This window comes from Bacteroides sp. 90-K9/2 (assembly GCF_047310725.1).
Taxonomy (GTDB): Bacteria; Bacteroidota; Bacteroidia; order Bacteroidales; family Bacteroidaceae; genus Bacteroides; species Bacteroides vicugnae.
Genome location: NZ_JBCGVL010000015.1, coordinates 25,746 through 38,811, shown reverse-complemented (window position 1 = coordinate 38,811; position 13,066 = coordinate 25,746). Strand labels below are relative to the sequence as shown.

At 44.0% G+C, this 13,066-nt stretch carries 10 protein-coding genes and 1 riboswitch; of the genes, 4 read left to right on the top strand and 6 right to left on the bottom strand.

Going from position 1 to position 13,066, the window contains the following annotated elements:
* Nucleotides 1-29: 29 nt before the first annotated feature.
* On the bottom strand, nucleotides 30-1,067 hold the full coding sequence (locus tag AAHJ11_RS21405) for an asparaginase (protein WP_413580086.1): 1,038 nt from the start codon (nucleotides 1,065-1,067) through the stop codon (nucleotides 30-32).
* Between the two features lie 401 nt (nucleotides 1,068-1,468).
* Here AAHJ11_RS21405 and thrA point away from each other — a divergent pair, with 401 nt between their 5' ends.
* The 3 genes from thrA to thrC all read left to right on the top strand — a co-directional run bounded on the left by thrA (nucleotide 1,469) and on the right by thrC (nucleotide 6,527).
* Nucleotides 1,469-3,904, top strand: coding sequence for a bifunctional aspartate kinase/homoserine dehydrogenase I (thrA, locus tag AAHJ11_RS21400; protein WP_148365787.1), 2,436 nt, complete (start codon nucleotides 1,469-1,471; stop codon nucleotides 3,902-3,904).
* A gap of 99 nt (nucleotides 3,905-4,003) precedes the next feature.
* Nucleotides 4,004-5,212, top strand: coding sequence for a cofactor-independent phosphoglycerate mutase (locus AAHJ11_RS21395; protein WP_148365786.1), 1,209 nt, complete (start codon nucleotides 4,004-4,006; stop codon nucleotides 5,210-5,212).
* Nucleotides 5,213-5,225: 13 nt separating this feature from the next.
* Nucleotides 5,226-6,527, top strand: coding sequence for a threonine synthase (gene thrC, locus AAHJ11_RS21390; RefSeq protein WP_413580085.1), 1,302 nt, complete (start codon nucleotides 5,226-5,228; stop codon nucleotides 6,525-6,527).
* Nucleotides 6,528-6,659: 132 nt separating this feature from the next.
* Here the strand turns inward: thrC and AAHJ11_RS21385 are convergent, their stop codons facing one another.
* Genes AAHJ11_RS21385 through AAHJ11_RS21375 form a run of 3 tightly spaced genes read right to left on the bottom strand, consistent with a single transcriptional unit; the run spans nucleotide 6,660 to nucleotide 10,111 of the window.
* A complete protein-coding gene (locus tag AAHJ11_RS21385) occupies nucleotides 6,660-7,286 on the bottom strand; it encodes a thiamine diphosphokinase (RefSeq protein WP_342989158.1) in 627 nt (208 codons plus the stop codon).
* Nucleotides 7,283-7,849, bottom strand: a complete 567-nt coding sequence (gene pnuC / locus AAHJ11_RS21380) for a nicotinamide riboside transporter PnuC (protein WP_148365783.1) — start codon at nucleotides 7,847-7,849, stop codon at nucleotides 7,283-7,285. Before pnuC ends, AAHJ11_RS21385 begins: the two co-directional genes overlap by 4 nt.
* A gap of 12 nt (nucleotides 7,850-7,861) precedes the next feature.
* Nucleotides 7,862-10,111, bottom strand: a complete 2,250-nt coding sequence (locus tag AAHJ11_RS21375) for a TonB-dependent receptor (RefSeq protein WP_413580084.1) — start codon at nucleotides 10,109-10,111, stop codon at nucleotides 7,862-7,864.
* Nucleotides 10,112-10,208, bottom strand: a riboswitch (TPP riboswitch). It abuts the gene before it with no gap.
* Nucleotides 10,209-10,337: 129 nt separating this feature from the next.
* Here AAHJ11_RS21375 and AAHJ11_RS21370 point away from each other — a divergent pair.
* Entirely contained in the window at nucleotides 10,338-11,246 is a 909-nt protein-coding gene (locus tag AAHJ11_RS21370; RefSeq protein WP_148365781.1) for a mechanosensitive ion channel family protein, read from the top strand.
* A gap of 102 nt (nucleotides 11,247-11,348) precedes the next feature.
* Here AAHJ11_RS21370 and AAHJ11_RS21365 read toward each other — a convergent pair whose 3' ends face one another.
* Both AAHJ11_RS21365 and AAHJ11_RS21360 read right to left on the bottom strand, forming a co-directional pair.
* The gene (locus AAHJ11_RS21365; RefSeq protein ID WP_004306417.1) at nucleotides 11,349-11,588 is read right to left on the bottom strand and encodes a hypothetical protein; all 240 of its coding nucleotides are present in this window, start codon (nucleotides 11,586-11,588) and stop codon (nucleotides 11,349-11,351) included.
* A gap of 67 nt (nucleotides 11,589-11,655) precedes the next feature.
* A complete protein-coding gene (locus AAHJ11_RS21360; protein ID WP_099146753.1) occupies nucleotides 11,656-12,942 on the bottom strand; it encodes an O-acetylhomoserine aminocarboxypropyltransferase/cysteine synthase family protein in 1,287 nt (428 codons plus the stop codon).
* Nucleotides 12,943-13,066 lie beyond the last annotated feature (124 nt).

Sequence of the window (13,066 nt, the reverse complement as noted above, 5' to 3'; positions counted from 1 at the left end):
TCTGTTCAACGTATAAAACAAATAGAAGATTACAGCGTTATCTCTCCTGCTATCGAACGGTTCATCCGGTCGCGTACCTCATCCGGGGTATATCCATGTCCCAGTAAGAACATTAATTTGGTGACTGCCGATTCTGTTGTACTGTCATATCCGGAGACAACGCCTGCCTGCAACAACTGATATCCCGTTTCGTAACGTTCCATTTCTACCATTCCTGCGCTGCATTGTGTCACGTTGACAATCACAATTCCACGCTCACTCGCCTGACAGAGCCGGCGTATAAACCATTCCTTCCGGGGAGCATTCCCCGAGCCGTATGTTTCGAGCACCACCGCCTTTAAACCTTCAATCCCCAGAATGGTGGCAATTACATTTTCCTGGATGCCCGGAAAGAGCTTCAGTACCACTATATTGGTATCCAGCAAATAGTGCGGTTTCAATTCCCGCTCTTCCCCATTTCCGTGAATCTGCACATTATTATATTTAATATGGATTCCCGCTTCCGCCAATACCGGATAATTGAAAGAACGGAACGCGTTGAAGTTTTCCGCATTCATCTTTGTTGTACGGTTTCCCCGCATCAGGTGATTTTCAAAGAAGATGCATACTTCCGGCACTAGCGCCCTTCCTTCCTTGTTTCGTGCGATGGCAATCTCGATACTGGTCATCAGATTTTCCTTTCCGTCCGTGCGGAGTACGCCGATGGGAAGCTGTGAGCCTGTGAGGATAATAGGTTTGTCCAGTCCTTCCAGCATAAAACTTAGTGCGGAAGCGGTATAAGCCATCGTGTCCGTTCCGTGCAGGATGACGAAGCCGTGGTAACGATTGTAGTTGTCATGAATAATGCGTACCAGCTTCCGCCACATATCCGGTTCCATATCCGACGAATCCATCGGAGGATCAAACTGATAGGTGTCAATTGGGAAATTGAACTTTTGCAGTTCGGGGATATACTTTTGCAGTTGCTCGAAGTTAAAGTTCTCCAGAGCACCTGTCGCGGCATTCTCAATCATACCAATTGTTCCACCGGTGTATATTAACAATACGGAAGTATTTAATGGGTTCATAAGCTGATTTTGTGCGATTGTTTTCGCAAATATAAGAATAGATTTGATAAATAAGTAACAAAATGTCATAAAAGTAAAGGCGAATGACCGGATAAAGAAAAGGCGGAAGATTCTTTTTATCAGAAAAAAACCGAAAAAAGTGATAGATTGAACGTTTTTATTATTACTTTTGCGACACTTATCAAAAACAAGAGTAGAAACAAGGACTATGATGAAGTACTATCCGCATACAGTCACATCCATGTGTACCATGACCCTTAGGGGTTAATGGATAGTTTTTGTGTATCTACGTGATTCACGCTTGTATATACGAATAAAATTGAATTTGAATTTTATTCGTAAACAACCAATCGTTCTGTAAAAAGCAAACTGCAGGACATTGCATTTAAATAAGTATCTTCATGAAAGTAATGAAATTCGGCGGAACATCCGTAGGTTCCGTGAACAGCATTTTAAGCGTAAAGAGAATTGTAGAGTCGGCAAATGAGCCGGTAATCGTAGTTGTTTCCGCATTGGGAGGCATCACTGACAAATTGATAAATACATCGAAGATGGCGGCAGTGGGAGATTCAGCCTATGAGGGTGAGTTCCGTGAAATCGTTTACCGTCATGTGGAGATGATTAAGGAGGTGATTCCTGCCGGAGAAAAGCAAGTATCGTTGCAACGTCAGGTTGGCGAGCTGCTGAACGAATTGAAGGATATCTTTCAGGGAATTTACCTGATTAAAGACCTTTCTCCGAAGACTTCGGATACAATCGTCAGCTATGGTGAACGCCTTTCATCGATCATCGTCACCGAACTGATTGAGGGAGCAAAATGGTTTGATTCGCGCACTTTTATCAAGACGGAAAGAAAACATAGCAAGCACACGCTAGATACAGAATTGACTAATAAATTGGTGAAAGAGGCTTTCCATTCTATTCCTAAAGTAGCACTGGTACCGGGATTCATCTCTTCGGATAAAACAACAGGGGATGTAACAAACCTCGGACGCGGTGGCTCGGACTATACGGCTGCCATTATTGCTGCGGCGCTGGATGCGGCAAGCCTGGAAATCTGGACAGACGTAGACGGATTTATGACGGCTGATCCGCGTGTCATTTCGACTGCTTATACCATTACGGAATTGAGTTACGTAGAAGCGACCGAACTTTGTAACTTCGGCGCAAAGGTGGTTTATCCGCCGACTATCTATCCCGTATGTCACAAGAATATCCCTATTCTAATAAAGAATACATTCAACCCGGATGGAGTGGGAACGGTTATCAAACAAGAAGTTTCCAATCCGCAGAGCAAGGCTATCAAGGGTATTTCCTCCATCAACGACACAAGTTTGATTACTGTTCAGGGGCTTGGTATGGTAGGTGTGATCGGTGTGAACTACCGTATCTTTAAAGCATTGGCAAAGAACGGAATCAGCGTGTTCCTCGTGTCACAGGCTTCCTCGGAAAACAGTACTTCTATCGGTGTGCGTAATGCCGATGCCGACCTGGCTTGTGAAGTGCTGAACGAGGAATTTGCGAAAGAGATAGAGATGGGCGAGATTTCTCCGATTCTGGCGGAAAGAAATCTGGCAACAGTGGCTATCGTAGGTGAGAACATGAAACATACACCGGGTATCGCAGGTAAACTTTTCGGTACACTGGGACGTAATGGTATCAACGTTATCGCTTGCGCACAGGGAGCTTCGGAAACCAATATCTCTTTTGTTGTCGATTTCAAATCCTTGCGTAAATCATTGAACGTAATCCACGACTCTTTCTTCCTCTCCGAATATCAGGTATTGAACCTCTTTATTTGTGGTGTCGGTACGGTAGGTGGCAGCTTGGTAGAACAGATTCGTTGCCAGCAACAGAAGCTGATGATGGAAAACGGACTGAAACTTCATGTGGTAGGTATCATTGATGCCTCCAAGGCAATGTTCAGCCGTGAAGGTTTCGACCTTGCCAACTTCCGTGAAGAACTGCTGGAAAAGGGCAAGGACAGCAGCCTGCAAACCATCCGCGACGAGATTATCGGAATGAATATCTTTAATTCCGTATTTGTAGACTGTACGGCCAGTGCTGACATAGCATCGCTTTACAAAGATTTCCTGCAACACAATATCTCTGTGGTAGCAGCCAACAAGATTGCGGCTTCTTCCGCTTATGAAAACTACCGTGAACTGAAAACGATTGCCCGCCAACGTGGTGTGAAGTATCTGTTCGAAACCAACGTAGGTGCAGGTCTTCCGATCATCAATACAATTAATGACCTGATTCATAGCGGTGACAAGATTCTGAAGATTGAAGCGGTGCTTTCCGGTACGCTGAACTATATATTTAATAAAATCAGTGCCGATATTCCTTTCAGCCGTACCATCAAAATGGCACAGGAAGAACGCTACTCTGAACCGGACCCACGCATTGACTTGAGTGGAAAAGATGTGATCCGTAAACTAGTGATTCTGGCACGTGAAGCCGGATACCGTCTGGAACAGGAAGATGTTGAAAAGAACCTCTTTGTACCGAATGACTTCTTCGAAGGTTCTCTCGAAGATTTCTGGAAACGTGTTCCAAGTCTCGATGCAGACTTTGAAGCCCGTCGCCAGGTATTGGAAAAAGAAAACAAACACTGGCGCTTCGTTGCCAAACTGGAGAATGGAAAAGCCTCCGTCGGCCTGCAGGAAGTAGGAGCCAACCATCCGTTCTACGGTCTGGAAGGCAGTAACAATATTATCCTGCTCACTACGGAACGCTATAAAGAATATCCGATGATGATTCAAGGATACGGTGCCGGTGCCGGCGTAACGGCTGCCGGAGTATTTGCCGACATCATGAGCATCGCAAACGTTTAATAAATTAAAAATTGAGAATTAAAAATTGAGAAATACCATTCCGAAACGGATCTTAGGCTTTCTTTCATTTTTTAATTCTCAATTCTCAATTTTCAATTTATGAAGCATATCATCATATTGGGAGACGGAATGGCCGATTGGCCTGTGAAGTCATTAGGGGACAAGACGCTCCTGCAATATGCAAAGACGCCTTATATGGATAAGCTAGCCCGCATGGGACGTAACGGCCGCCTGATTACTGTGGCGGAAGGTTTCCATCCGGGTAGTGAAGTTGCCAATATGTCCGTGTTGGGATATAATTTGCCAAAGGTATATGAAGGGCGCGGACCGCTGGAAGCTGCCAGTATCGGTGTGGATCTGAAACCGGGCGAGATGGCAATGCGCTGTAATTTGATTTGTGTGGAAGGAGAAATTCTGAAGAATCACTCCTCCGGACATATATCTACGGAAGAAGCGGATGTATTGATTCAATATCTGCAAGAAAAACTGGGCAATGACCGCGTACGTTTCCACACAGGAGTTCAGTACCGCCATCTGTTGGTTATCAAGGGAGGTAATAAAGAACTGGATTGTACACCTCCGCATGATGTACCTTTAAAACCTTTCCGTCCGTTGATGGTAAAACCATTGGTTCCGGAAGCGCAAGAAACGGCAGATCTGATTAACGACCTGATTCTGAAATCACAGGAACTGCTGAAAGATCATCCGTTGAACCTGAAACGTATGGCAGAAGGTAAAGATCCTGCGAACAGTATTTGGCCTTGGAGCCCCGGTTACCGTCCGCAGATGCCTACTTTCTCCGAGACTTTCCCGCAGGTAAAGAAAGGAGCAGTCATCTCGGCTGTCGATCTGATAAACGGAATCGGTTACTATGCTGATTTACGTCGCATCGCAGTAGAGGGAGCCACCGGACTTTATAATACGAACTACGAAAACAAAGTGGCCGCTGCCTTGGAAGCATTGAAGACGGATGATTTTGTTTATCTGCATATCGAAGCCAGTGATGAGGCCGGACACGAGGGAGACATCGACTTGAAACTTCTCACTATCGAGAATCTCGATAAACGTGCCGTAGGTCCTATCTACGAAGCAGTGAAAGATTGGGACGAACCGGTAGCCATCGCTGTATTGCCCGATCATCCTACTCCCTGTGAGCTTCGTACCCATACATCCGATCCCATTCCGTTCCTTATCTGGTATCCGGGTATCGAGCCGGACGAAGTGCAGACGTATGATGAAGTAGCCGCTTGCAACGGTAGTTACGGACTTCTGAAAGAAGACGAGTTTATAAAAGAATTCATGAAATAAGTCACCACAGATTATGAAATATTATAGTACGAATAAACAAGCACCTGTTGCCTCACTGCAAGAAGCGGTGGTAAAAGGGCTTGCTGCCGACAAAGGGCTGTTTATGCCTATGTCTATCAAACCTCTTCCACAGGACTTTTACGATACGATTGATAGTTTATCCTTTCAGGAAATTGCTTATCGCGTAGCCGATGCTTTCTTCGGTGAGGATATTCCTGCCGATACGCTGAAACAGATTGTATATGATACATTAAGTTTCGATGTACCTTTGGTTAAGGTGGCAGATAACATCTACTCACTTGAACTATTCCACGGACCGACGTTAGCATTTAAAGATGTAGGCGGTCGTTTCATGGCACGTCTCTTGGGATACTTCATTAAGAAAGAAGGACAAAAGAATGTCAATGTATTGGTAGCTACTTCCGGTGATACGGGAAGTGCTGTTGCCAACGGCTTCCTCGGTGTGGAAGGTATTCATGTGTATGTGCTTTATCCGAAAGGAAAAGTGAGCGAAATACAGGAGAAGCAATTCACTACGCTCGGACAGAATATCACTGCGCTCGAAGTGGACGGAACGTTTGATGATTGTCAGGCATTGGTGAAATCTGCTTTCATGGATAAAGAATTGAATGAACACCTTTCATTGACTTCTGCCAACTCCATCAACGTAGCCCGTTTCCTGCCGCAGGCATTCTATTATTTCTATGCTTATGCACAGTTGAAACGTGCCGGAAAAGCCGATAATGCCGTGATCTGTGTGCCTAGTGGAAACTTCGGAAATATCACCGCCGGATTGTTTGGTAAGAAGATGGGATTGCCTGTGAAGCGTTTCATTGCTGCCAATAACCGCAACGATATTTTCTATCAATACCTGCAAACAGGTAAGTACAATCCCCGTCCGTCTGTCGCAACAATTGCTAATGCTATGGACGTAGGCGATCCGAGTAACTTTGCCCGCGTACTTGATTTATATAGCGGTTCACATGCTGAAATCTCTGCCGAGATTTCAGGAACAACTTATACCGATGAGCAAATCCGTGAAACGGTGAAAGAAACTTGGAAAGAACATCATTATCTCCTTGATCCTCATGGTGCTTGTGGGTATCGTGCGTTGGTAGAAGGTTTGAAAGAGGGAGAAACAGGTGTATTCCTTGAAACGGCTCATCCTGCCAAATTCCTCGAAACAGTGGAAAGTATTATTGGAGAAGCGGTAGAAATCCCTGCCAAATTGCAGGAATTTATGAAAGGCGAGAAGAAAAGTTTGCAAATGACAAAAGACTTTGCGGACTTCAAGAAGTACTTGTTGACGCTTTAATCCTTTTCTTCCTATGAATGAATTTGTGCCACCTTGTTGGCACGGTTGTGCCATCGAAGTGTCACGGTCGTGCCAACAAGGTGGCACAGTTGTGACAATAGGGTGGCATAAACCGGGTAATTGCCATATCGTTTATATAGAAGCTAAGAACACTAAATATTCTCCCGTACAATGAACAGTAAACTCATTAGCTGTTGCTTCATTAAGCGTTCCTTGCCACCAATTCGTAAAATCACTAAGAGGATAAACCAGTCCATCTCCTTGCAATCCTTTCGCTCCGAAATTGAAAATAGAAACTTGCTGTCCCGGATGAGAGGCGAAAGCTTGCGTGTCTTTGGCGGGAATAAACATACCATAATCGGTAACGGTTCGTACTTCCATACCGCTTTTCATATAATCTAGCAACAAACTGATATTTCCTAATGTGTGGTCTTCCCGTTTTCCGGTAGCACCGACGATGGCTATTTTCCGGTAGCCTTTTTCTTGCAAGAAGTGGACGGCCTTGGTTTGGTCATTCGTTTCCTGATCGGCTATATGGTGGATAATTTCTGAAAAGCGTGTTTTGTTTTCCGGCGAAAGAGAATCTCCGTCGCCAATAATAATATTGGGAGTATGTCCACGTAAGATATATTCATCGGCTGCTCCATCGCAGCAAATCACGAATTCTGCTTCTTCCAGTATTTGCAGGGGAAGAGGATGGCTGGGATATTCGCCATTGGCTAGTATCACGGCTTCGGGAGTATAGTGTTCGTTTATCATTGTATGCTCATTAATTTTTTCCACTTAAAGTAGCCAAAGATAGCTATAATGGAGTAAAGTCCGTACAAGGCGGAAGTAAAATAAAGGTCTTTGTAGATATAAAGTCCGCAGCAGACAATATCCACAAGAATCCAGGCAAACCATTGTTCGATGTATTTGCGTGCCAGCATCCACATGCCGACAATACTTAATGCTGTAGTAAAACTGTCCAGCCAGGGAACGTTGCTATCCGTATATGCTATCAGTATCCATGCAATACCGAGGAAAGAAACGACGAATACCAGAAAAAGAGGTAAGTAACATTTTCCCGGAGTATGTATGATAGGAAGATCTTTGGATTTTTCCCCTCCCCACATCCAGAATACCCAGCCGTAGATGGCAGCTATCAGGTAGTAGATATTGATGCCAAAGTCAGCATACAATCCGGCTTTGTAATATACGAAGATGTAGATGGCAGGCATCACGATGCCCGCTATCCAAAGGTAGATACTTGCCCGGTACTCTAACCAAAGGTAGACCAGCCCGACAATCGTACCGAATATTTCCAGAAAATTCAATTCCATAACTCTGTTTGATTAAAAGCGGAAAGAAACATGTCCCATAACATTTGTCCCTGCTTGTGCGGCATATCCGGCATAGTTTCCCCGATTTTCCAGCGTATCGGTGTAGTCACTTGACGCCCAGCCGTTGTTTTCGTATTTTTCATTAAACAGATTGTATACAGTAAATCCTACCGTAACTTCTTTCAGTACTTTCTTGGGGCGGAAGCTGTACGCCAGATTGAGGTTGCTGACAAAATACTTATCAAGAGTCAGTTCTTCAACTTCTGCGTTTGTCATATACTGTTTGCTTACAAACTGTGATTGCAGGGCAGCTTCGAATCCCTTAGATTTGAATGAGAAACGATTGTTGAGTAGGAAGTCCGGTGAGAAAGCAATGCGAGTGTCTTTATGCTTTATCTGAATAGTCGGGAGAGAAGTAGAGCTACCGTCGTCATTATAGTGGTAGCCCGGCAGGCTCTCTACGAAATCCTGAATACGGTTTTTGCTCCATGTAGCGTTGATGTCCCATTGAAACCATCTGCACGGTTTGATTCCCAGCATGATTTCGATTCCCATGCGATAACTGTCCGGCACATTTTCGGTCAGTGCTTCACCTATATCGTTTAAGGCTCCAGTCAGAACCAGTTGGTCGGTATAGTCCATGTAGTAGAAGTTTGCACCTGCCGTCAGCCATTGGTTGGCGAAGGTATATCCCGCTTCATAGTCGAGCAGCTTTTCTGCTTTGGGGTACGAATCCGGATCACCATCCGTATAATTGTTTCTTGTCGGCTCTTTTTGAGCAACCGAGAAAGACGCATAGACACGATGGTTGGAAGTAATGTTCCAGTTTAATCCTACTTTCGGATTAAAGAAATCGAACTTTTTGTCTACTGCCAGTGGGCGCAGCGCATTCTTGCTCCAGTCATATTTATCATTGTTTCCGTCGATGGTATAGTTGATGTGGCGATACTGGAGATCGGCATAAGCACTTAGTCCTCTGGTAAGATCGTAATTTGCTTTCAGATAAATATTGCCATCGGTCTTCTTGGATTTGTTGCGGTAGTATTCATGGTCGGGCGATAGAGTACCCACGTAATTTTTCACCCAGGGGACTTTTCCGAAGTTATTGCCCCGATATTGATTTAATCCGCCGCCCAGAGATGCACTTAGTCTGTTGGTTGCGTAATTGAGGGAAAAAACACCACCGCCAAATTTGTTGTCCATCTTCTTTTGACGGACTAGATCGCTTTTAGCTATTTCGGTTCCATCTATTGTAAATGGCTTTAAACCATATTCTATCAGGTATCTGTCATCTTTATACTCTTCGTAATAACCGTCACCTTTAGTATAATGTAAGGCAACGTTTAGATTCCAAACCGTTGAGAAAGTATGGTTGAAGAGAAGTTGATAATTCTTTTGCAAGTAATTATCTGTTTGGTCGTCGTAATAATGTTTTTTGCCGTTGGCGTCGGTGTATATTTCCCCGCAAGGATTGTAGCGTCTGCCAAATTCTTCCATTTGCTCTTTTGTTGCGTATCCCCAAGCATGATATGTCTTTTCTTTTCCGGCAAATGCAATCAGTTTCACAGAGGTGTTTTCTGCAAAATAACCTCCTTGCAGGTAGTAAGAGTTCAAGTCCACCGAAGCACGGTCTATGTATCCGTCCGTACCGATATTGGAAAGGCGGGCATCAAACGTCCAGTGGTTATTGAGTAAGCCGGTTCCCACTTTCACTGTTTCCTTGTGCGTGTTGAACGAACCGTATGAACCATTGAATTCGGCGTATGGTTTCATAGATGCACCTTCGGTTTGCATATTGACACTGGCTCCGAAAGCACCTGCTCCATTTGTTGATGTACCTGCTCCGCGCTGCACCTGCATATCTTTTACGGAAGAAGAAAAGTCGGGCATATTCACCCAGAACAGGTTATGGCTTTCGGCATCGTTCATCGGTATGCCGTTTACCGTGATGTTGATTCGTGTGCCGTCGGTTCCACGTACGCGAAGCGTTGTATAGCCAATACCGGCTCCTGCATCCGACGTGGTCAGTGTGGAAGGAGTCATACTTAGCAGATAGGGGATATCCTGTCCGAAGTTAACCTTTTTGAGTGCTGCTTTATCTATATTGGTGAATGCCACGGGAGTTTTGGCTGTGGCACGTGTGGATACTACCTGCACCTCTTGCAGGTTTACTACTCTCATACTGTCCTTTGCACTCGTCTGTGCATGAACAGTGATGCCTGCGCCCGATAAGGCGACGGCCATCCATACAATTCTTTTCATTTTGCTTATTAATTAGTTCTCTACGCCGGCATTACCCGGATCAGATTCTATGGGTATGTTCTCAGCCCGTCATGTTAAGGCACCCCTACCAGTGAATCGACTGCAAAAATACGGCTTTTGAAGGAGGAAAGCAAAAAAAACTTTTAGATTTACTAAAAACAATATAACTTTGTAGATTGTTGAAATACCAATACAACAGTTTATTCATTTAATATATAATTTAATTATGCTACTCTTACTTCAAGCAACACAAGCTGCGGATTCTGTGCAAGTGGCCGCAGATGAATTAATGAAAGAGGCGATTGCCAATGCCGACGGATTGGATAAGCTTTCGCTAATTACTCAACAACTGATAGATTTTGGTATTCGTGCCGGAGAACGTATACTGATTGCGGTCATTGTCTTCATCGTCGGACGTTTTTTGATTTCGCTACTTAATAAGTTTATAAGACGTCTGATGGATAAACGAAAAGTGGATGTAAGTATCAAAACTTTCGTTAAAAGTCTGGTAAATATCCTGTTGACGATCCTTTTGATCATTTCTGTTGTCGGCGCCTTGGGAGTTGAAACTACTTCGTTCGCAGCTTTACTGGCTTCTGCCGGTGTGGCTATCGGTATGGCTTTGTCCGGTAATTTGCAGAACTTTGCCGGAGGATTGGTTATTCTTTTGTTCAAACCTTATAAAGTGGGTGACTGGATAGAAACACAGCAAGGTTCATCCGGTACGGTAAAAGAAATCCAGATATTTCACACCATCCTTACGACTGCGGATAATAAATTGATTTATATCCCAAATGGTTCATTGAGCAGTGGAGTAGTGACCAATTACAGTCATCAGGAAACCCGCCGTGTAGAATGGATTATTGGTATAGATTATGGGGAAGATTACAATAAAGTTCAGCAGATAGTTCGTGATATTCTGGCCGCCGATAAACGTATCCTGAATGAACCAGCTCCGTTTATAGCTCTTCATGCCCTGGATGCCAGCAGTGTGAATGTAGTGGCACGTGTCTGGGTAAACAGCGGAGATTACTGGGGTGTCTATTTCGATACAAATAAAGCAATTTACGAAACCTTCAATGAAAAAGGTATCAACTTCCCTTTCCCACAGCTTACTGTGCATCAGGGAAATTGATTGTTATACTCTGATAATTCAAAAAATAAGGGAGTTGTACTTAACGTGCAACTCCCTTATTTTTTGGAAAACTTGTCTGGCGTGATTGAATAAATCTCTTTTTTATTTTATACCGAAATCTTCGGCTAATTCATATCTATCTTCTTTGATTCCCAGTACATGATTGATTTTTCTCCTTTTCTCGAGATCTTTAAAGTAGTTTTCCACAACCTGATAGAGATCGAAGTTAGTGGTTGATCCTGCGGCTAAATCGAGTGATTCCACCATCTTTTCTACGGCTTGATGGATTTTCTCTGCGTCTATCAGATGCAGTTCGTTGCTGTGTATTAAATATTTTTCCATGACTGCAATGTTTTAATGTTATATAGGTATAACATCTTGCAGTCATGGAAAGTTCAATGATTGAATGTTAGATTTTGGCAAGCGCCTGATCCAAATCCGCAATCAGGTCATCAATATGTTCCGTTCCAATTGATAAACGTACAGTGCCCGGATAAATCTCTTGTTCGGCGAGTTCCTGTGCATTGAGCTGTGAGTGGGTAGTGCTTGCCGGGTGGATCACCAATGATTTCACATCGGCAACATTGGCAAGCAGGGAGAAAATCTCCAGGCTGTCGATGAAGCGGTGTGCTTCTTCTTGTCCGCCTTTGACTTCGAAAGTGAAAATAGAACCGGCGCCGTTCGGAAAATAACGCTGATACAGCGCATGATCGGGATGATCGGATAATGACGGATGGTTCACTTTCTTCACTTTCGGGTGATTGTTTAAGAAATTCACTACCTTCAACGCATTTTCTACATGACGTTCTACGCGCAAGGAAAGAGTTTCCAATCCTTGTAACAGGATAAAAGCATTGAATGGACTGATGGTAGCACCTGTGTCGCGTAGCAAAATAGCCCGGATGCGGATGGCATAGGCAGCCGGACCTGCCGCATCAACAAAACGTACTCCGTGATAGCTTGGATCGGGTTCGGTCAGTTGTGGGAATTTGCCGGAAGCCACCCAGTCGAATTTGCCTGAATCTACAATGACTCCTCCTAATGAGGAACCGTGTCCGCCAATGAACTTTGTTGCGGAATGTACGACGATATCTGCTCCGTGTTCGATAGGGCGGATTAAATACGGAGTACCGAATGTGTTGTCAATAATCAAAGGAATTTTGTGGCGATGAGCTATTTCAGCTACTGCCTCTATATCAATGATATTTGAGTTCGGATTTCCCAGCGTCTCGATAAATACGGCTTTCGTATTTTCCTGAATGGCTTTTTCAAAGTTCGATAAATCACTGGGATCGACGAATGTTGTTGTGATGCCATAGCTGGGTAAGGTATGAGCCAGTAAGTTATAGCTTCCTCCATAAATCGTTTTGGCTGCTACAATATGATCGCCTGCACGAGTGATATTCTCGAAAGCATAAGTGATGGCAGCAGCACCCGAAGCAACTGCCAGTCCTGCTACTCCTCCTTCAAGAGCAGCTACGCGTTGCTCAAAAACTCCTTGAGTGGAGTTGGTCAGACGACCGTAGATGTTTCCCGGGTCCTGCAGGCCGAAACGTGCGGCTGCGTGAGCGGAGTTGTGAAATACATAAGAAGTAGTCTGGTAAATAGGTACTGCGCGGGCATCTGTTGCCGGATCTGCTTGTTCTTGTCCTACATGAACTTGTAAAGTCTCGAAATGTAAATTCTTTGTTGCCATAATCGTATATTTTTTAAGTTTAATATTCTTTCCTTATTTTCTTGCAAAGTTATGGGATGGAGATATATCGAACAAGATATAGATAAAATACAGAAAATAATGCTATTTTTGTACCGTTATATAG

Bases quoted from the DNA above. Each gene is read 5' to 3' on its own strand.
- AAHJ11_RS21365 (WP_004306417.1), bottom strand. From the start codon at position 11,588: ATGGAAAAATATTTAATACACAGCAACGAACTGCATCTGATAGACGCA.
- AAHJ11_RS21385 (WP_342989158.1), bottom strand. From the start codon at position 7,286: ATGATAAACGAACACTATACTCCCGAAGCCGTGATACTAGCCAATGGC.
- AAHJ11_RS21370 (WP_148365781.1), top strand. From the start codon at position 10,338: ATGCTACTCTTACTTCAAGCAACACAAGCTGCGGATTCTGTGCAAGTG.
- AAHJ11_RS21360 (WP_099146753.1), bottom strand. From the start codon at position 12,942: ATGGCAACAAAGAATTTACATTTCGAGACTTTACAAGTTCATGTAGGA.
- thrC (WP_413580085.1), top strand. From the start codon at position 5,226: ATGAAATATTATAGTACGAATAAACAAGCACCTGTTGCCTCACTGCAA.
- AAHJ11_RS21375 (WP_413580084.1), bottom strand. From the start codon at position 10,111: ATGAAAAGAATTGTATGGATGGCCGTCGCCTTATCGGGCGCAGGCATC.
- thrA (WP_148365787.1), top strand. From the start codon at position 1,469: ATGAAAGTAATGAAATTCGGCGGAACATCCGTAGGTTCCGTGAACAGC.
- AAHJ11_RS21405 (WP_413580086.1), bottom strand. From the start codon at position 1,067: ATGAACCCATTAAATACTTCCGTATTGTTAATATACACCGGTGGAACA.
- AAHJ11_RS21395 (WP_148365786.1), top strand. From the start codon at position 4,004: ATGAAGCATATCATCATATTGGGAGACGGAATGGCCGATTGGCCTGTG.
- pnuC (WP_148365783.1), bottom strand. From the start codon at position 7,849: ATGGAATTGAATTTTCTGGAAATATTCGGTACGATTGTCGGGCTGGTC.